Origin of the sequence: Allomuricauda sp. NFXS6 (genome assembly GCF_040148835.1) — a bacterium.
Classification (GTDB): Bacteria; Bacteroidota; Bacteroidia; order Flavobacteriales; family Flavobacteriaceae; genus Flagellimonas.
The window spans coordinates 213,517-231,201 of record NZ_JAGEMG010000005.1 but is presented as its reverse complement, the minus strand read 5'-3'; the positions used below and the strand labels follow the sequence as shown (position 1 = coordinate 231,201).

Annotated in this window: 25 protein-coding genes; all 25 read left to right on the top strand. The window is 43.1% G+C overall.

The genetic code is table 11. From position 1 onward, the window contains the following. The first annotated feature begins 89 nt into the window (after positions 1–89). Entirely contained in the window at positions 90–446 is a 357-nt protein-coding gene (locus J4E06_RS09770) for a SpoIIAA family protein (protein WP_067035997.1), read from the top strand. A gap of 26 nt (positions 447–472) precedes the next feature. Next, positions 473–2,461, top strand: a complete 1,989-nt coding sequence (locus J4E06_RS09765; RefSeq protein WP_067035970.1) for a heavy metal translocating P-type ATPase — start codon at positions 473–475, stop codon at positions 2,459–2,461. A 38-nt stretch (positions 2,462–2,499) separates the two neighbouring features. Further along, complete coding sequence (locus J4E06_RS09760) at positions 2,500–2,934, top strand: Fur family transcriptional regulator (protein WP_067035967.1); 435 nt, start codon at positions 2,500–2,502, stop codon at positions 2,932–2,934. A gap of 124 nt (positions 2,935–3,058) precedes the next feature. Next, positions 3,059–3,187, top strand: a complete 129-nt coding sequence (locus J4E06_RS09755; protein ID WP_258537667.1) for a hypothetical protein — start codon at positions 3,059–3,061, stop codon at positions 3,185–3,187. A gap of 34 nt (positions 3,188–3,221) precedes the next feature. Further along, positions 3,222–3,434 (top strand): hypothetical protein, encoded by a 213-nt coding sequence (locus J4E06_RS09750; RefSeq protein ID WP_229702480.1) that lies wholly within the window; start codon positions 3,222–3,224, stop codon positions 3,432–3,434. A gap of 43 nt (positions 3,435–3,477) precedes the next feature. Beyond that, the gene (locus J4E06_RS09745) at positions 3,478–4,278 is read left to right on the top strand and encodes a cation efflux transmembrane domain-containing protein (protein WP_067036940.1); all 801 of its coding nucleotides are present in this window, start codon (positions 3,478–3,480) and stop codon (positions 4,276–4,278) included. Between the two features lie 36 nt (positions 4,279–4,314). Beyond that, positions 4,315–5,226: a cation diffusion facilitator family transporter gene (locus J4E06_RS09740; RefSeq protein ID WP_083158134.1), complete on the top strand. Its 912-nt coding sequence runs from the start codon at positions 4,315–4,317 to the stop codon at positions 5,224–5,226. Further along, positions 5,223–6,227, top strand: a complete 1,005-nt coding sequence (locus tag J4E06_RS09735) for a sodium:calcium antiporter (RefSeq protein ID WP_067036935.1) — start codon at positions 5,223–5,225, stop codon at positions 6,225–6,227. Before J4E06_RS09740 ends, J4E06_RS09735 begins: the two co-directional genes overlap by 4 nt. After that, positions 6,224–6,397, top strand: a complete 174-nt coding sequence (locus J4E06_RS09730; RefSeq protein WP_166247885.1) for a hypothetical protein — start codon at positions 6,224–6,226, stop codon at positions 6,395–6,397. The genes J4E06_RS09735 and J4E06_RS09730 overlap by 4 nt, the downstream gene beginning before the upstream one ends. Before the next feature lie 14 nt (positions 6,398–6,411). Then, a complete protein-coding gene (locus J4E06_RS09725) occupies positions 6,412–6,588 on the top strand; it encodes a hypothetical protein (RefSeq protein ID WP_162987829.1) in 177 nt (58 codons plus the stop codon). Between the two features lie 275 nt (positions 6,589–6,863). Next, on the top strand, positions 6,864–7,706 hold the full coding sequence (locus J4E06_RS09720; protein ID WP_067036932.1) for a universal stress protein: 843 nt from the start codon (positions 6,864–6,866) through the stop codon (positions 7,704–7,706). A gap of 362 nt (positions 7,707–8,068) precedes the next feature. Then, positions 8,069–9,268, top strand: coding sequence for a di-heme oxidoredictase family protein (locus J4E06_RS09715; protein WP_083158133.1), 1,200 nt, complete (start codon positions 8,069–8,071; stop codon positions 9,266–9,268). Further along, entirely contained in the window at positions 9,269–9,709 is a 441-nt protein-coding gene (locus J4E06_RS09710; RefSeq protein ID WP_067036929.1) for a QcrA and Rieske domain-containing protein, read from the top strand. Continuing rightward, positions 9,681–10,913, top strand: coding sequence for a hypothetical protein (locus J4E06_RS09705; protein WP_116183712.1), 1,233 nt, complete (start codon positions 9,681–9,683; stop codon positions 10,911–10,913). Before J4E06_RS09710 ends, J4E06_RS09705 begins: the two co-directional genes overlap by 29 nt. A 146-nt stretch (positions 10,914–11,059) precedes the next feature. After that, on the top strand, positions 11,060–11,431 hold the full coding sequence (locus J4E06_RS09700) for an ArsR/SmtB family transcription factor (protein WP_067036925.1): 372 nt from the start codon (positions 11,060–11,062) through the stop codon (positions 11,429–11,431). 1 nt (position 11,432) lies between these two features. After that, positions 11,433–12,056 carry a mercuric transport protein MerTP gene (gene merTP, locus J4E06_RS09695; RefSeq protein ID WP_067036923.1) on the top strand — a complete coding sequence of 208 codons (624 nt, stop codon included), beginning with the start codon at positions 11,433–11,435 and terminating at the stop codon, positions 12,054–12,056. Beyond that, positions 12,057–13,403 carry a dihydrolipoyl dehydrogenase family protein gene (locus J4E06_RS09690; RefSeq protein WP_067036921.1) on the top strand — a complete coding sequence of 449 codons (1,347 nt, stop codon included), beginning with the start codon at positions 12,057–12,059 and terminating at the stop codon, positions 13,401–13,403. It begins immediately after the preceding gene. Positions 13,404–13,419: 16 nt separating this feature from the next. Further along, positions 13,420–14,043, top strand: coding sequence for a class I SAM-dependent methyltransferase (locus J4E06_RS09685; protein WP_067036919.1), 624 nt, complete (start codon positions 13,420–13,422; stop codon positions 14,041–14,043). Position 14,044: 1 nt separating this feature from the next. Beyond that, complete coding sequence (locus J4E06_RS09680) at positions 14,045–14,260, top strand: GDCCVxC domain-containing (seleno)protein (RefSeq protein ID WP_083158132.1); 216 nt, start codon at positions 14,045–14,047, stop codon at positions 14,258–14,260. 66 nt (positions 14,261–14,326) lie between these two features. Next, positions 14,327–14,689 carry a metal-sensitive transcriptional regulator gene (locus tag J4E06_RS09675; protein ID WP_067036917.1) on the top strand — a complete coding sequence of 121 codons (363 nt, stop codon included), beginning with the start codon at positions 14,327–14,329 and terminating at the stop codon, positions 14,687–14,689. A 154-nt stretch (positions 14,690–14,843) separates the two neighbouring features. Further along, complete coding sequence (locus J4E06_RS09670) at positions 14,844–15,113, top strand: thioredoxin family protein (protein ID WP_116183711.1); 270 nt, start codon at positions 14,844–14,846, stop codon at positions 15,111–15,113. Positions 15,114–15,130: 17 nt separating this feature from the next. Next, on the top strand, positions 15,131–16,000 hold the full coding sequence (locus J4E06_RS09665; RefSeq protein WP_083157918.1) for a hypothetical protein: 870 nt from the start codon (positions 15,131–15,133) through the stop codon (positions 15,998–16,000). 25 nt (positions 16,001–16,025) lie between these two features. Beyond that, positions 16,026–16,511 (top strand): heavy-metal-associated domain-containing protein, encoded by a 486-nt coding sequence (locus J4E06_RS09660; RefSeq protein ID WP_067028999.1) that lies wholly within the window; start codon positions 16,026–16,028, stop codon positions 16,509–16,511. A 5-nt stretch (positions 16,512–16,516) separates the two neighbouring features. Then, a complete protein-coding gene (locus J4E06_RS09655; protein WP_166247886.1) occupies positions 16,517–16,858 on the top strand; it encodes a mercuric transporter MerT family protein in 342 nt (113 codons plus the stop codon). After that, the gene (locus tag J4E06_RS09650; RefSeq protein WP_067028995.1) at positions 16,848–17,666 is read left to right on the top strand and encodes an NHL repeat-containing protein; all 819 of its coding nucleotides are present in this window, start codon (positions 16,848–16,850) and stop codon (positions 17,664–17,666) included. Before J4E06_RS09655 ends, J4E06_RS09650 begins: the two co-directional genes overlap by 11 nt. Positions 17,667–17,685 lie beyond the last annotated feature (19 nt).

The following is a 17,685-nucleotide window of genomic DNA, read 5'->3' as shown; positions in this document are numbered from 1 at the left end:
AACAGGAGGTTATTGGGCCATGCAGGAAGGGTTATTGGCACTTCCGTTGCACGTTTGTTTTAATTAGATTGATTAAAAAATATACAAAAATGGTACAGATAATAAACTTAGAACAGGAACATCTTATTGCCGCTAAAATCAGCGGGAAACTTACGGAAAAGGATATGGAAAAGATGCATCCGCTCATCCACAACATCATAGAAAAAGGCCATAAAGTGGATTTCTATATTGAAATGGAAGATTTTGAAGGCTATACCCTTAAAGGCTTTTGGGAAGACCTAAAAATTGATTCGGCACACTTGGGAGATTACGGCAAGATAGCCTTTGTGGGTAACAAAAAATGGCAGGAGTGGGTGGCTAAGGCAACTGATTTTTTCACTAGCTCGGAAGTTAAGTATTTCGATATTTCCGAGAAATCACAAGCCCAAAAGTGGATTAAATCTTAATTAACGATAACAAAACGATTAATAATATGAATGACAAGGAAAAACATAGTAATGACGATGGCCACAATCACGACCACGGTGGCATCTTCGGCAAAAACACCGAACTCTATTTTGCTATATTAAGTGGGGTCACACTAATAACAGGTTTCCTATTGGAGAAATTTACAGGGGTTTCAGAAAACATTCCTTTTGGACTCTATATTGCGGCCTACTTTTTTGGAGGTTATTTTACCCTGAAGGAAGCTATTAGCAAAGTGGCCAAGGGCGAATTTGAAATCGATTTCCTGATGCTGGTCGCGGCTGCGGGGGCGGCCTATCTGGGCGAATGGGCAGAAGGTGCCTTGTTGCTTTTCCTTTTTAGTCTGGGTCACGCATTGGAAAACTATGCAATGGGCAAGGCAAAAAAGTCCATTGCGGCACTGACCGACCTCGCCCCAAAAACAGCCCTTCTCAAGAAAGATGACGATACCGTTGAAGTGGGTATTGAAGAACTACAGGTGGGCGACATCATCGTGGTGCGCCCCAACAGCAAGATATCCGCCGATGGTGTAATTGTAAAAGGTAACAGTAGTGTTGACCAGGCACCCATTACCGGGGAAAGCGTTCCGGTGGACAAAACACCAATAGAAAATCCGGACAAAGAGTATACCTCAAAAAGCAATATTCCCAATGAGAACCGTGTATTTTCAGGAACCATCAATGGCAACAATACCCTTGAAATAAAGGTAATCAAAGAGGCAAAAGATTCTACCCTCAACCGCTTGGTCACTATGGTTCAGGAGGCTCAAGACCAGAAATCGCCCACCCAGTTGTTGACCGACAAGTTTGAGCGGTACTATGTGCCAGCGGTCATTATACTGGTCGTTGCACTGAATTTTGCTTTTTTGGTCATCGATGAACCGTGGAGCGAAAGCCTATACCGTTCCTTGGCGGTATTGGTAGCTGCAAGTCCGTGCGCGCTCGCCATTTCGACGCCATCTGCTGTATTGAGTGGTGTGGCAAGGGCTGCGCGTGGCGGGGTCTTGATAAAAGGCGGTCGCCCATTGGAAGATTTAGGGGTGCTTACCGCATTGGCCTTTGACAAGACAGGAACGCTTACCGAAGGAAAACCAAAGCTTACCGACGTCGAAAGTTTTGGCAGTATAGATAAAAAGGAACTGTTGGAAATCGCGATTGCGGTTGAGGAACTGAGCGACCACCCCCTGGCAAAGGCAGTTGTACGGGACGGAATGGAACGGCTCGGGAAGGACACAAAGATTCCGGATGCCGATGATTTGGAGGCCGTACAGGGCAAGGGCATAAAGGCAAACTATCAAGGGAATTCCATTTACATTGGTAACCTGGAACTCTTCGAGGATATTGATAAGGGCGTACCCGACGATGTATCAGAAAAGGTAAGAGCGCTTGAAGGGGAAGGAAAGACCACGATGCTAATAAAAAGGGGCAATGAATTTATAGGGATGCTGGGGCTGATGGACACCCCACGGGAAAAAGCCAAGGAAACCCTTGCCCAACTAAAGGAAATAGGCATCAAGAAAATGATAATGCTTACGGGCGACAACCAGAAAGTGGCAGATGCCGTAGCCGAGGAAATTGGGTTGACCGAAGCTCGCGGAAGTCTGCTTCCCGAAGAAAAAGTGGAGGCCATCAAAAAACTTGCGGAACAGGAAAATAAACTGGCAATGATAGGTGATGGGGTCAATGATGCCCCTGCTATGGCAAACAGTACCGTTGGTATTGCAATGGGTGCGGCGGGAAGCGACGTGGCTTTAGAAACCGCAGATATAGCACTAATGGCAGACAAACTGGAAACCTTGCCTTTTGCCATCGGTTTAAGCAGAAAAGCGAAGGCGATAATCAAGCAAAACTTATGGGTTAGCTTGGGGGTTGTTGCCCTTTTAATTCCTGCGACAATTATGAGTTGGGCAAGTATAGGGATAGCCGTGGCCATTCACGAGGGCTCTACGTTGGTAGTGGTGGTCAATGCATTGCGTTTGCTCGCCTACAAAAAATAAATTCAATAAAGGAGATTGCCTTTGAATCAAGGTTAAAAATGAACAAAACGGAAAAAATATTGTCGAATTACGGTATTCGCCCTACTCAAATGAGGTCCAAGATATACAGGTATCTGAGAAGGAAGCAAAGTGCCGTGTCCTTTTCCGACTTGAAAAAGGTCTTTGCTGAAAAGAGCGAAACCAATAAGACAGCAAACAGAACGACCTTTTATCGCAACCTTAAGATTTTTGAGGATAAAGGACTTATTCATCAGATAAATGATGGAACCGGAGTGGCAAAATTTGCGATTTCCGGTGAAAATGCAAAAGGTGAATACGGTTCAGATTTACATCTGCACTTTCATTGTACCGAATGTAAGAAAACAATCTGTTTGCCAAATAAAATACCGGAAGAAAGTTTACCAGCTGATTATAAAATAAACGATGTCAACCTGGTATTAAAAGGAATATGCGTGAAATGTAAGAAAAAATAACAGGTGGGAGTTCCAGAACTTTGAACCCTTGCGCCCAAGAGTCAAGTTCAAGGTTCTTCCACCTTATTTAACCAAAAAAATACAACTATAGAAAAATATGATATAACAATTATTGGTTTGTGTTTTGGCGATAATGGAATTCAGGGCAGCGGCAGAGGATATCGCACGGATGCCCCATTGGCATCCCACATTTTCAGAAACCTTTAAGGAAGCCTTTCTGGCCGCTACCGAAGATAGGGCATTGCATATATAAATATTGGGGCAAGTAATACCATATAAAATATAAGATGATGAAGAAAATTCAAAAGCTAACCCAGGAAATCAACGAATTGACAGTAAGGATTGAACACGAATATCCCGAACTCTATCGGTATTTGGATGAGAACCCCATAACGATTCCCGTAGATGATGAAGCAAAACCGACCATTAAATCGTTCGCTGATTATTTGGAGAGCTTAAAATCGATTTTGGAAAAATATATGGAATCCCATAATAAGTAAAGAGTGAAAAGACCAAACGTAGAATTTAATACAGATTATTTAAATGTCCACCATAAACAAAACCACTTTTAAGGTAAGTCAAATGGATTGCCCTTCAGAAGAACAGATGATAAGGATGAAACTGGAGTCAAACCCTCAAATCAAATATCTGGACTTTGACATTCCGAATAGAAAGTTGGATGTGTACCATCAGGGGAATGCCCAAGAAATAAACGTGGAATTGGGTGCATTAAAGCTGGGGGAAAAACTTTTGGGAACAGAAAAGGCGGAAACACCTATTGCCGAAGACGAGACCAAACAAAAGAAGATACTCTGGTGGGTCTTGTACATCAATTTTGGGTTTTTCGTTATCGAAATGACCACGGGTTGGATTTCTTCCTCGATGGGCCTTATTGCGGATTCACTAGATATGCTAGCCGATTCCATTGTGTACGCGTTGAGCCTTTTTGCCGTAGGCGGCGCTATTTCCAGAAAAAAGAAAGTGGCGAAGTTCAGTGGCTATTTTCAAATGGCCTTGGCCCTGCTGGGATTTTCGGAAGTCCTGAGAAGGTTTTTGAGCAGTAGTGAAACCCCTTTGTTCCAATGGATGATAATCGTTTCCATTTTCGCCCTTATCGGCAACCTCGTTTCCCTATGGCTGATAAACAAGGCCAAAAGCAAGGAAGCGCATATGCAGGCAAGTGCCATCTTTACCTCAAACGACATTATTGTGAACGGCGGGGTAATACTGGCAGGGGTGCTGGTTTATTTTTTAGACAGTAAATGGCCCGATTTGGTCATAGGCGGTATTGTATTTGCCTTTGTGATGCGAGGAGCCATTAGAATTTTAAAATTGTCCAAATAACGTATTGGGAAGAAAAGAAATAGCAAAAGAAAGATTTTGGAAAGGAATCCAAATGCCATATCCCGAATAGGACTCAAAACTACCCTCGTAGGTATTTTGATCAGTGCATTATTGGCATTGATCAAAGGTTTGGGCGGGGTGTTCGGGCATTCTTATGCCCTTATTGCCGATGCGATCGAATCCGGGGCGGATGTGCTGACATCCGCACTATTATGGGCCGGGTTGAAATGGTCGTCAAGGCCACCGGATGAAAACCATCCCTACGGACACGGTAAGATAGAGGCCCTGGTGGCGGTGGGTATTGCTATAGCCCTAACCATTGCAGGTGGTATAATCATAAGGGACAGCATCGACCATATTCTGGTACCCCACAAAACTCCTGCACCCTTCACACTCTTCATACTGGTATTTGTTGTCCTCACGAAAGAGGCGTTGTATCGTTATGTCATGAAAACAGGTGATGAAATCAATAGTTCGGCCGTCAAGGCCGATGCATTTCACCATAGGAGTGATGCCATTACGTCGATAGCCGCTTTTATAGGTATTTCCATAGCATTGATCGGTGGCGAAGGGTTTGAGATAGCGGATGATTTCGCGGCACTCATTGCAGCGGGCATTATTCTGTTCAATGCCTATAAAATAGCTAGGTCATCGGTAAGGGAGTTGCTGGACGAAGCTGTTGAGCCCGAATTTCGAAATGAGGTTATCCGACAGGCCGAAGCCGTTCCTGAAGTGGTAAGGGTAGAGCGCTGCCATTCCCGAAAGATGGGAACGGCCTTTCATATCGATATGCATATTTGGATCGATGGGGAATTAACTGTGACCGAGGGCCATGATATTGCACACAAAGTAAAGGAGAGATTGTTCAGGTCATATTCCGAGATACTTGACGTGCACATCCATATCGAACCTAGCAAAGAGAGAAATGTTAAAATGACAGAATTATGAACAGTTGGCTATGGGTACTCGTTTTGGGCCTAGCGGCCTGGGCAGCACACTGGGGTGCGGATCGATTGTTGACCCCTTTAAAGTTGCTCCGCAAGCAATGGGGCCTTACCGCTTCCGCTGGAGCCGCTTTTCTTGCCTTTGTAACGGCAAGCCCTGAAGTTGCCATAAATATTACCAGTGCAGCTCGGGGAGTCTCCAATATTGGCCTGGGAAATTTGTTGGGTTCCAATATTATTTCCATTCCCTTAATGGTGACCATAGCTTATTTTGCTTCCCGGAAACAGTTCAAGAACAACAAGGAACATCAAGAGCATCTTGATAAAAACGTTCTGGCATTGAACAAACGTTCGGTTTCCGTACTGTCCCTTCCATACTTGGGCATTATCGCCCTTGTGGCCATTTTGACCTTGCCAAAGCCCTGGCGCGGGCTACAACCAATAGACGGGTGGATTATGCTGGTCGCTTATGCTGCCTTTTTGACTCACGCAATCATAAAAGGCAAGGAAAAGGGCAAAAAAGTAGAATGGAACAAAAAACAGGTCTGGTTATCGATTGCCGGGGCCTTGGCCATAGCAGTCGGAGCATTTTTCATAGTGAAGGCGACCGAAAATATTGTTTCTGCCCTAAATATTTCTGAAATCGTGGGAGGCCTTTTCATCACGGGCATAATGACCACCGCACCGGAAATATTCAAGACCTGGAGCGTGGTAAAAGGGGGAGAGGTGACTGCGGGTACCACCAGTGTTATAGCGGACAATGCCGTAACGATGACGGTGGCATTTTTTCCGCTGGCGTTGGTAACCACCCCCATTGAGGATTTTGAACTGTTCTGGGTCAACCTGGCCTTTGTCGGGCTTATGCCGCTGCTTTACACACTATTTGTGCATCAAAGCAAGGAACTGCACGGTTTCTCTCGTTGGCAAATTTTTGTGTTTGATGCTGCCTATGTCGCCTATTTACTGGTCATGGTTTTTTTCGTGTTGAAACTTTTTGATAGATGAAAAAGGAACTTTTTAAAGATTGCTCGATGAGGCTCAATATGCTGGATGAAAACATCCACAAATTGGCCGTAAAGTATGCTGAAGAATACTATATAACAAACCAATGCTCCAAGGAGGAAGCCCTTGAACGCGGTATTGTAAAAGCAGAGATGGAAGGGCGAAAGCTCTAAAAAAAGTATAGAATATGGACTGGACATTTGAAGATTTCAAAACAAAGCTTGATGGCCTACAGCCGTCAGTTCGGAAGAAGGCCCTCAAAATTGCGCAAGAATTGGTAAAGGAGAATGGGTATTCTCGTGAGAAGGCCATTACGGAGGGAATCAAACGTGCAGAAGAATGGTTTTATGACCTTAGGGGATAGCATTGGTGCGTTAATTTAAGTAAAGCACAGTACATTATGTCACGGGAAAGGAGAAAGCGGAGACTAGAGGAAAAAAAGGGTAATTCAATAAACAAAAAAGTGAGAACCAGAAAGGAGAAAGCGTATTGCCTGTTGGTTTTTGTGGCAATGTTCCTTGCGGTGCTGACAATTGCCTTTCTAGATGCAATTCTATATGGTTTTTACCTGCTTTTCAATTGAATAATTAAACCTAAAAAGAAAGATTAATGAAGTCAAATCAATAAAAACAAAATGATATGAAAGATGACGGAATTTTAATACCTGTAGATTTCACAGAGGTTTCAGAAAATGCGGTGAGCTATGCTATTGGGCTAGCACAAAAATTGAAATCAAAACTGGTTTTTGTCCACGCCTATTCAGTGGCATATCCATCCGGTACGCCCATCGGGATGGCAACTATGGCACACAATGTAACAGATACCACAGCATCACAAGAAAAAATCAATAAAGAAAAATTGGATAAGTTTCTAAGAGGCTTTCCTGAACTGGACAAGTTGGAATTTCAAGCAATGATCGGTTTCGGGGCAACGGTCGATGTGATTTCTGGCCTAGCTAAGGAAATAAATACCAGTCTTGTCGTTATGGGTACCAAGGGTACGGCTTCGGGATTTGATGAAATTTTTATTGGAACCGTTACCGAAAAGGTGACACAAAAGGCACCTTGTCCAGTACTGGCCGTACCTGAAGATGCCAGCTATACTGCATATAAGCGTATCGGGGTCGCAGTGGATACGGATAGTATGGATAATAGAATAGATTTTGAAATGTTGTCCAAATTATTGGAAAACTATAATGCACAATTGCACTTTGTACATATAGCGGACAAACAGGAAAGGGTGCCGGAGAAAGCATTTATTCGTGAAAGATTTGGCAAACTTCTTGTACCTAATCAATGGTCTTTTACAGTTATCGAGGAAGGCAAACCCGAAGAGGGTATCGATGAATTTTTGACTGAAACCCCAATAGACCTATTGGTTTTGCTTTACAGGGAACACGGATTTTTTGAGGCAGTTTTCAAAAAGGGGCTAAGAAAAAAAATGCTGTATGCCTCCAAGGCCCCATTGCTGATAGTTAAGTAGCCCTTCTACTTATGTGCTCTAGTAAATATTAGTTTTCGCTTACTACGCGAAATTATCGTGCTCATTCTGGAAGCTAGTGGACTTGCCACAATGTGGGAGGCCGTATTTGCCGATGTGGGAGTAGCGTTATTGGCAATATTCAATGCGGTTCGATTGCAGAAGATGAAGTGGACTTAGGAATAGTAAGTATCGAAATATAAATTTTCATTCTGACCAACGCACAATTTCCCACAGTACGGGATTTGCATAATTAAATCAACAACCCTTTTAAGATGTAAACACTTCTTTCTTGATAAATTACTATAAATAAATTTAGACTAAACTAAAAATATATTTATATTTACAAAAATATAAATATAGCAATGCCTAAAATTATTCAATTTTACATTGGTCTGTCCTTAATCGCTCTACTTGGCTGTGAAAATTTCGGCCCCGAAGAACCTATGGAGTTTGAGTTATTGGATGGGCCGTTGGATGGATTGTCCGTTAGTGAGCAACAGCGTTTTTTAGCCGGGGATATTGCCTTTAACGATGATGTTTTTACCGTTGAAAAAGGCCTTGGTCCCTTGTTTGTTGGCACCAGCTGTGCAAGTTGCCATTCAGGGGATGGAAAAGGTCACCCATTTAATCAACTTATTAGGTTTGGTAACAATGATTTGACCATACCCTCGATGTTATCCTTTGGTGATGGCAGGAACCAGATTCAAAATAAAGCCATACCGGGTTTTGAACCGGAGACCGTGCCGGAAGGCTTCCCATTTTCCATTTTGGTCGCTCCGGCGGTGACGGGATTGGGTTTGTTGGATGCTGTCTCTGATGCGGATATTTTGGCTCACGCAGACCCTTCTGATGAAAATCAGGACGGCATTAGTGGAAGGCCTCACTACAATATTCCTCCTGAATTCACCAAGATTCGGAATAATAGTGTTCCCCAGGGAAACAATTATATCTTCAGGTTTGGAAAGAAAGCGGGTAGTTATGATTTGTTGCACCAAAGCGTCAGCGCATATAACCAGGACATAGGAATTACATCCCTTTATGACCCTATAGACCCGTTCAGTGGACTTGAAGAGGATCCTGAAATAAGCACCCAGACCTTGAACGATGTCGTTTTCTACCTTAAAACCTTAAAAGCACCAATTCCCAGAAATCAAACAGACCCCGATGTAATTGCTGGGAAAGAACTCTTTGAATCTGTACAATGTGCTGTCTGTCACACACCCACGTTGACCACAGGATTTTCCCCAATTGAATCGTTATCCCTTAAGGAATTTCATCCCTACACGGATTTGTTGTTACATGACATGGGGCCTGAATTGGATGATGGATTCACCGAAGGAAATGTCGGGACTTCTGAATGGAGAACCCCACCGCTGTGGGGAATCGGTTTATCGGCCAATTCCCAAGGCGGGCAAATGTTCCTGTTACATGATGGAAGGGCTTCGAGCATTGAAGAGGCAATTGAATTGCACGGCGGTGAGGCCGATAATTCAAAAGCCCGGTATTTGTCCCTGACCCCAAAAGAAAAATCACAACTGATAAAATTCATTAATTCCCTATAGGTGCATAGAAAAGATTTTATTAAACAATTTGGATATCTGATTGCAGTCCTGCCAGCTTCTTCCGCTTTGCTCAGTAGTTGCGCAGGCCTGTATTATGCTTCCTTTGTTGAAGAAGGGAGAGTGCTACGAATTTCAAAGGGTGAGTTTCAACAGGTGAAAGGGGGAAAGCAGATTGAACGTGATTTCGTAGTCATCCAGAGCGATTCCATGCGATATCCGATCGGAATATTCAAAACACAAAACAGTAATTATCTGGCCAGTTTGATGCAATGTACCCATAGGGGCTGTGAACTCAACATTGGCGGCGGCATATTCAACTGTCCATGTCATGGCAGTGAGTTCGACCGTTCAGGCAGGGTTTTAGAAGGGCCGGCCGAAGAAAACCTAGAATCATTTGAAATAACCACCGATTATGAGAATATCTATGTGCATGTCCGGTAAAATATATGTGGCCTTTGTCTTAATGAACGTCTGCGTTTTAACCCTTAGCTCGCAAACCATCGATAGGGACAGTATTCGGGAATCCATGAATATGGATGCGGTTTATGACCGTCCGTTTTTGACTTTCGATAAATTTCCAGTCAATCTTGGTGGTTATCTTGAGGCGAACTCAATCTACAGTATTGAGGACGGATTGTCGGAGGGGCTTTCTTTTCAGGCCCGAAGATTGACCCTTTTCGTTTCGGCGTCCATTTCAAAGCGCATTAAGTTCTTGACCGAACTGGAATTTGAAAACGGGACAGAGGAAATTGCCATTGAATTCGCCTCAATGGACATTGCCTTGCACCCCTTGTTGAACCTTAGGGGAGGCATCGTACTGAATCCAATAGGATCCTTTAATCAAAATCACGACGGACCAAAATGGGAGTTTGTCGAGCGGCCAGATGTCAGCACCAATTTGTTGCCCGCCACTTTCTCCAATGCCGGATTTGGTATATATGGAAAGGCATATAAGGGAGCTTGGACCTTGGGCTATGAAGCATACCTCACCAATGGCTTTGATACAAGCATTATAGATAATGAGGAAGAAAGGACATTTTTGGCCGCAGTCAAGGAGAATTCCTCGCGTTTCGAGGAGAATTTTAGCGGCAATGCGCTCCTCAATGGAAAGTTCGCCATCAAGCACAGAAAATTAGGAGAATTGGGCATTTCCTATATGGGCGGGGCATACAACAGGAAAGAAGTTGATGGGCTTCAGGTTGATACAAAATCAAGAAGGGTAGATGTTCTTGCCCTGGATTTAAATACTGCCATTAAAAAAACGGGGACAAGGTTTATCGGTGAGATGGCCTACATATGGGTCGATGTTCCGGACACTTTTACGCAGCAATTTGGTGATCGGCAAGTTGGTTTTTTTGTGGACATTGTTCAACCGATACTAAGTACCGCAGTATTGGACTGGGAAGATGCCATACTCAATCTATCGCTCAGAACGGATTATGTGGATTACAACATTGGCAGGTTTGCCCAGACCAATACGAATATTGGGGATGATTTATTCGCAATTACACCTGCAATAAGCTTTAGGCCCGCACCACAGACCGTTCTAAGGATTAACTACAGATACCAGTGGCAACATGATATTCTCAACAATCCATCCTCAAGAACCGCTACATGGTATTTTGGATTCAGCACCTATTTTTAATAAAATATTCTACAAAGCTGCTTTGATTTCATACCGGGTAGAATGTACTTAAGTAAGGTGTGATTTTAAAAGAGCATCGATGGATAGTATTATTTAAGTATTTGCTTAAATAATTATATTAATATATCTTTGTCAAAAACAGTACTATGGCACTTGAATTAAGTTGTACACGCGCCGAGGCCGACCAAAAGCAACTAATGCGTTGTCGCGAAACCTTAGGAACAAACTCAGAGGCAATTTCCGAAATCAGCAAAATACTCGCGCTGGCCGGTAACGAAACACGGTTAAAGATATTATTCCTGTTATATGAGGAAGGTGAGCTTTGTCCCTGTGATTTTGCCGATATACTTGAAATGAGCGTGCCCGCAATTTCACAGCACATACGTAAAATGAAGGATGTGGGACTGATTGTTTCGAGACGTGAAGGGCAAACCCTGTATTATTCATTGGTCCAGAATCATAACGAAATATTGGAAAATGTGTTTATTAAAATTCAGAAAAATAAAAAGGTAGCATAAAATGGAAACAGGAAAAACCTCGAACAAGGTAGCCTACGCAGGAATATTGACGGCCATGGCGGCATCAATATGTTGTATAACCCCGGTTTTGGCTTTGATTGCAGGAACCAGTGGAATCGCATCCACGTTTTCTTGGGTGGAACCATTTCGGCCTTATCTTATCAGCAGCACTATACTCGTATTGGTCTTTGCCTGGTACCAGAAACTACGACCAAAAACACAGGAGGAAATTGACTGTACCTGTGAGGATGATACAAAACCCTCCTTTTGGCAATCCAAAAGCTTTCTTTTAATAGTTACGGTTTTCGCGGGATTGATGCTGGCGTTTCCATATTACTCCAATATGTTTTATGCACAGCCGAGTAAGGACATTGTCTATGTCTCGCAATCCAATATTGTAAAGCACACGTTTAATGTTGAGGGAATGACCTGCGCAGGGTGTGAAGCCCACGTAGAGAGCGAGGTCAACAAATTGGATGGCATATTATCCGTCAAGGCCAGTTACGAAGGTGCGAATACCCTAGTGGAATATGATAAGACCAAAACCGATTTGGCCGCAATCCAAAAAGCGATAAACAGCACAGGTTATAAAGTAATCGATGGTGAAAACAAAGAAAACGAGTAGATGAAAAAGTACGATGTTTTTGTTATCGGTTCCGGGATGGCAGGGATGACCATTGCCAATAAATGTGCTTCCAAAGGCCTTAAGGTAGGCATTACTGACGAACTGCCCTACGGTGGAACCTGCGCGCTAAGAGGTTGCGACCCCAAAAAGGTAATCATCGGTGCGACAGAAGTAAGGGATTTTGCAATACGCTTAAAGGATAAGGGTATCGATACGGTTCCCAATGTCAATTGGCGGGATATTATGGCCTTCAAACAATCCTTTGTGGATGCAATGCCGCCCAAAATAGAAAAAGGATACAGGCATAATGATATAGACACCTATCATTCTTCGGCAAAATTTCTGTCCAAAAATACCCTACAGTTGGGAACAGATACTATCGAAGCCGACAAGATTGTGATTGCAACGGGCGCAAAACCAAGGGTACTGGATTTTGAAGGTGGGTACTTGGCACTTTCGAGTACCGATTTCCTCAATTTAAAGGAGCTACCCAAATCCCTGCTCTTTATTGGCGGAGGTTACATCGCCTTTGAATTTGCACATATCGCCGCCCGTTGTGGTGCCGATGTAACTATTGTACATAGGGGCAAACGACCTTTGGAAAACTTTGAACAGGATATTGTAGTACACTTGATAAATGCCACGAAGGAATTGGGAATAAAACTGGTTCTAGCGACCGAGGTTTCTAAAATCGAAAAGAGAGATAACCACTATACAGTTAAAGGAACTACCGACGGTAAAGAAATGACATTTAGAACGGAAACCGTTTTCAATTCGGCCGGTCGCCCGCCTGCAATTTTTGATTTGGAGCTGGACAAGTCCGGAATATCCTTTTCAAAAGAAGGGGTTGCCGTCAACGAATATCTTCAAAGCGCATCGAACCCAAATGTTTATGCGGCCGGAGATGCGGCAGATTCAAAAGGACTGCCCCTGACACCTGTTGCCGTTATGGAAGGACATATTGTAGCTTCGAATATCATCAAGGGGAACACGAAAAAAGTGAGCTATCCACCTATGCCCTCCGTAGTTTTCACTTTGCCAACATTAGCAGCCGTAGGTCTGACCGAGGCAGAGGCCAAATCACAAAAAATCGAATATCAGGTCAATTATAACGAGGTGGGCAATTGGTTCAACGCAGAGCGGTTGAATGTTAAGGAATATGCCTTTAAGACTATTGTCGATAAAGAAGATCATACGATACTGGGAGCACATTTAATTGGTCCCAACGCCGAGGAAACCATCAATTTGTTCGCAATAGCGATAAAGACCAAGATGAGGATCAACGATTTAAGGACTATGATTTTTTCTTATCCAACATTATCCTCGGATATTCCCTATATGCTTTAACAAAATATCAAAATTTATGAAAAGTGATGAATACACTAAAAAGCACTGGGAAGAGGTTTATACCGGAAAAAGTGATGAAGAAGTAAGTTGGTTTGAAGGGAAACCCTCGACTTCATTGGATATTATAGCTTCCCTTGACTTACCCAAAGATAGTTCAATTATTGATATTGGCGGGGGGAACTCAAACCTTATCAGTCATTTGTTGAAAAATGGCTATAACAACCTGTCCATTCTTGATATTTCAGAAAATGCACTTCAGCGTACCAAATCAAAATTAGGCAAGTCAGCCACAAAGGTGCAGTGGATAAATTCGGACATATTGAATTTTGAACCGACCCAAGACTTTGAGTTATGGCACGACCGGGCTACTTTTCATTTCTTCACACGGGAAGAAGATATCTTAAAGTATATTGACATACTAGGTCGTTCCCTTAAGACGGGAGCGTATTTTATACTGGCAACTTTTTCGACCACCGGCCCAAAAAGATGTAGTGGATTGGAGATTGCCCAATATTCTCCTGAAAAACTAAAGGAATTGTTTAAAGTAGATTTCACCCTATTGGAATCCTTTGAAAAAATTCATAAAACCCCTTTTAAAACAGAGCAAAATTTTATTTATAACCTGTTTCAGAAAAAATAATATGGACTACGAGAGAATCCTTTTAAATTCAACCATTACCTGTCCCGAATGTGGACATACGAAAGAGGAGGAAATGCCAACAACGGCCTGTCAGTTTTTCTATGAATGCGAAAACTGCAATCAAATATTAAGACCAAAGGAAGGCGATTGCTGTGTCTTTTGCTCTTATGGGACGGTAGTCTGCCCACCAATACAAGAAGGCTCTGGTTGTTGTTGAATAATTTCGGGATAAATTTGTAGAGCACCCCCAGTACAATTATATATTGCCAAAATTTTAAAATCGATGATACCACGAGATTTAAGCAAGGACATAAAAAAGAGGTTGCAAAGTATCAATGGGCAAATTGGTGGCCTCATTAAAATGCTCGATGAAGATACAGACCCAGAGAAGATTTTAATACAGTTCAAGGCAGCACAGAAAGGATTGGATAAAGCTCATTTTCTGTTACTGGACGAAGTTTATCGAAAAGCTTTGGCCATAAAAATATCTGAAACTGTCGAAGCCTGCCCTGGAAACTGTGGCAATGAAGGCCGTATCGAATTTATAAGAAAACAGTTTCCAGATTTGGAATTGGACAGCCTAACGGAAAAGATGAGGGAGATAGATGCACTAAAGGCCAAGCTCGAAAACCACAAAAATGCTTGACCCCCGCAATCACAACCGATTTGATGGCCTGCACGACGCGGGCCATTTTTTTGAAATTTTATTTGGAGACCACCCTACCCACCAATCTACCTTTGATTCGTTGTTTGAATTCAATGACGCGTAAAGAAATTTTAAATAGTTAAAAAACAGAAATATGAAACGTCAAGTAGAAGTTTTTACGGCCAATTGTCCGGTCTGTGACCCAGTGGTCAAAATGATAAAGGAAATGGCCTGCGATAAATGTGAGGTAACCACATATGATTTGGTCAAGCAATGTGAAGACAAGACCTGTCTTGATAAGATGGATGAATATGGCATAAAGAAAGTTCCCGCTGTGGTAGTGAACGGTGAGCTCTTGGAATGCTGTAAGGATTCGGCTATCACCGAAGTGAAATTGGTAGAAGCGGGAATCGGACAATCCTAATTATAATGTGTTTGAGTATGATTAACAAAGTATTCCCTAAAATATCATTGAACATTCCCTATCTCAAATTGATATTGTTATTGGCCATATCAGGATCGGCGATGGCCCAAGGCCACGGCCCACTCTATGGGCTTCAGACACCGACCCTTGCCAAAGGTGGGGTCGATTTGAACGTGGCGGGAATGAGCCTAAGTACGGAGACCGAAACGTCCTATATGCTCCGCTATCTGTTTTCCTATGGCATTACGGAAGACCTGCAGATAAACCTGACCACCCCCACGATGATAGAAAGGTTGGGTGATGCACCGAGGACACGGGGCAACAGCAATATGCCCGCCAACGGGGATATTGAGGCTTCCCTTTGGTACCGGTTTTTCTCGAACGCCTTTGGGGTTGGAAAACGCTTTGAGTCCACCGCCATCGTGGGCGTTTCTGCGCCGACGGATGATGTCAGGGGACAGGCCAATGTGGGCAACTCGGTACACGCGGCCATTTCAACGGGCTATGCCTCGCGCACTTGGTATGGATGGATCGGTGGCGGATACCAATATTATTTTGAGAAAGGTGGCGAACAATTGGGCGACCTGCCCTACGCCAGTGCGGTAGTGGGGTATCGCCCCAATATATTTATGGGCGATTACCCAAAGCCCGATTGGCGCATTTTCATAGAATCATTGGCCGAATTCCCTGGCGACAATAAATTTGAGGGGCAAATGGACTTTACAGATTCGCGCAGTACAAAAATACTGGTCGGGCCCTCTTTTCTTGGACTATATGGCGCTTGGGGAATATCGTTCGGTGCGATGTTTCCGGTCGTACAGGACTTGACACTTGGGGCAGTGAAAGAAAGGTATCGATTGGCCATAAACTTAAGCTATTGGTTATAAAGCAAGAATTTTAAAAATGTATAAAATGAGAAATATATTTAGAATTATGATGATAGGTCTATTCGGAATTGGCACAGCATCGGGGCAAATTACCAAAGTTGACCAAGAAGTTTATGGAATGGATTGCGCCCCTTGCGCCTATGGCCTAGAGCGGGGACTGAAAAAGATGGATGGGCTTCAGGAAGTGCGTGTCAGCCTCAATGACGGAAAGGCATATATGGGATTGGCTGCCGAGAACGGACTTAAATTACGTAGCATTCAGGAAGAGGTAAAAAAGAACGGTTTTTCGGCAAAAAAAGCTGAAGTGACCCTAATTGGAAACGCAACGAAAGAAGATGGCCAATGGTACATTGAGACCGCTAATGAACGATTTTCGGTATCGCAGGATACGCCTACGGCGTTGTTACAAAAATTAACCGTTGGAACAGCAAGCATAAGCGGAACGGTGCAGGATGAGGAAGATGATAACCTCTCTGGCCAATGGTCCATCGTACTAACCAAAATCGAATAGATTTTATGAAGACTATTTCCAAAATGGTATTGGGAAGCAGCTTGGTTGCCGCCCTTCTTCCCTTGATGTGCTGTTTTTTGCCTGCTCTGCTATCGGTCGGCGCGGGATTGGGTTTCTTGGGCGGAAGTTTTGAATGGGTACATCCTGCCCAACCCTTTCTGACCACATTTTCGGTCGGAGCCCTTGGGTTTGCCCATTTTAAGAATTTTAAAAGTTCAAAAAAATGTAGTGGAGGGGAATCCTGCCAAAACGACAAAAGTAAACGTACCATCAATACTTGGTTTATGTGGACATTTACCTTGCTGATTCTTGCTCTTATGATTTTAAACTACTGGTATGAACTTTAGAAAGTTATTCATTTTTTCGGTTTTTGCTTTGGTTCTTCTCACATCCGGTTGTGAAAGAACGAAAGAACAATGGCAGTTCGAACGGAAAATTATACTTCCCAAAGAAGCCCGCCCCTTGGCTTTGGCCAAGGACGAGGAGGCCATTTGGTTTTCAGATCCGGATTATTTCCGCTTGTATAAAATCGACCTGAATGGAAAGGTGTTGGATTCCATCACGAGGATACAACGGCCGATGAACATCCATATGGATAAGGAAACACTTTACATACCCGAATTCTTGACCGACACCATCTGGCAATATAAAAAAGGTAAAACCAGTCCGTTGAAAATCAACAAACGGCCACAGGCCCCGGCGGGTGTTTCTGTATATGGGGATACCATTCTGGTAGCCGATTTCTATAACCATCGTATCATCGTTCAGACACCAAATTATAGCTATACTATTGGAAAGCAAGGCCATAATGAGGGCCAATTGTATTATCCAATAGATGTAAAACTAAAGGATGGTAAGGTATTCGTGGCCGATGCGTACAACCATCGGGTTCAGGTCTTTGATTTTGAAGGCAATCATATTGTTACGATCGGCCAAAATGAAAAAATAAACGTGGCCTCTGGCATTACTTTGAGCACTAATGAATTAGCTATCACCGACCAAGAAAATAACCGGATATTAATTTTTGATTATCAAGGAAAGTTGCTGCAAATATTAAAGGAAGGCATTTTCTATCCAACAGATATTCACTTTGACAAGGGAAGGCTTTTCATCGCCAATTTCAAGGACAATTCTATATCCCTTTATGGCAGGTAATATCAATTGGATATTTTTA

Coding starts and splice junctions, on each gene's coding strand:
- J4E06_RS09685 (WP_067036919.1), top strand. CDS start 13,420: ATGAAAAGTGATGAATACACTAAAAAGCACTGGGAAGAGGTTTATACC.
- J4E06_RS09700 (WP_067036925.1), top strand. CDS start 11,060: ATGGCACTTGAATTAAGTTGTACACGCGCCGAGGCCGACCAAAAGCAA.
- J4E06_RS09665 (WP_083157918.1), top strand. CDS start 15,131: ATGATTAACAAAGTATTCCCTAAAATATCATTGAACATTCCCTATCTC.
- J4E06_RS09720 (WP_067036932.1), top strand. CDS start 6,864: ATGAAAGATGACGGAATTTTAATACCTGTAGATTTCACAGAGGTTTCA.
- J4E06_RS09705 (WP_116183712.1), top strand. CDS start 9,681: ATGAGAATATCTATGTGCATGTCCGGTAAAATATATGTGGCCTTTGTC.
- J4E06_RS09675 (WP_067036917.1), top strand. CDS start 14,327: ATGATACCACGAGATTTAAGCAAGGACATAAAAAAGAGGTTGCAAAGT.
- J4E06_RS09650 (WP_067028995.1), top strand. CDS start 16,848: ATGAACTTTAGAAAGTTATTCATTTTTTCGGTTTTTGCTTTGGTTCTT.
- J4E06_RS09735 (WP_067036935.1), top strand. CDS start 5,223: ATGAACAGTTGGCTATGGGTACTCGTTTTGGGCCTAGCGGCCTGGGCA.
- J4E06_RS09655 (WP_166247886.1), top strand. CDS start 16,517: ATGAAGACTATTTCCAAAATGGTATTGGGAAGCAGCTTGGTTGCCGCC.
- J4E06_RS09660 (WP_067028999.1), top strand. CDS start 16,026: ATGAGAAATATATTTAGAATTATGATGATAGGTCTATTCGGAATTGGC.
- J4E06_RS09725 (WP_162987829.1), top strand. CDS start 6,412: ATGGACTGGACATTTGAAGATTTCAAAACAAAGCTTGATGGCCTACAG.
- J4E06_RS09760 (WP_067035967.1), top strand. CDS start 2,500: ATGAACAAAACGGAAAAAATATTGTCGAATTACGGTATTCGCCCTACT.
- J4E06_RS09745 (WP_067036940.1), top strand. CDS start 3,478: ATGTCCACCATAAACAAAACCACTTTTAAGGTAAGTCAAATGGATTGC.
- J4E06_RS09680 (WP_083158132.1), top strand. CDS start 14,045: ATGGACTACGAGAGAATCCTTTTAAATTCAACCATTACCTGTCCCGAA.
- merTP (WP_067036923.1), top strand. CDS start 11,433: ATGGAAACAGGAAAAACCTCGAACAAGGTAGCCTACGCAGGAATATTG.
- J4E06_RS09690 (WP_067036921.1), top strand. CDS start 12,057: ATGAAAAAGTACGATGTTTTTGTTATCGGTTCCGGGATGGCAGGGATG.
- J4E06_RS09730 (WP_166247885.1), top strand. CDS start 6,224: ATGAAAAAGGAACTTTTTAAAGATTGCTCGATGAGGCTCAATATGCTG.
- J4E06_RS09750 (WP_229702480.1), top strand. CDS start 3,222: ATGATGAAGAAAATTCAAAAGCTAACCCAGGAAATCAACGAATTGACA.
- J4E06_RS09670 (WP_116183711.1), top strand. CDS start 14,844: ATGAAACGTCAAGTAGAAGTTTTTACGGCCAATTGTCCGGTCTGTGAC.
- J4E06_RS09770 (WP_067035997.1), top strand. CDS start 90: ATGGTACAGATAATAAACTTAGAACAGGAACATCTTATTGCCGCTAAA.
- J4E06_RS09765 (WP_067035970.1), top strand. CDS start 473: ATGAATGACAAGGAAAAACATAGTAATGACGATGGCCACAATCACGAC.
- J4E06_RS09715 (WP_083158133.1), top strand. CDS start 8,069: ATGCCTAAAATTATTCAATTTTACATTGGTCTGTCCTTAATCGCTCTA.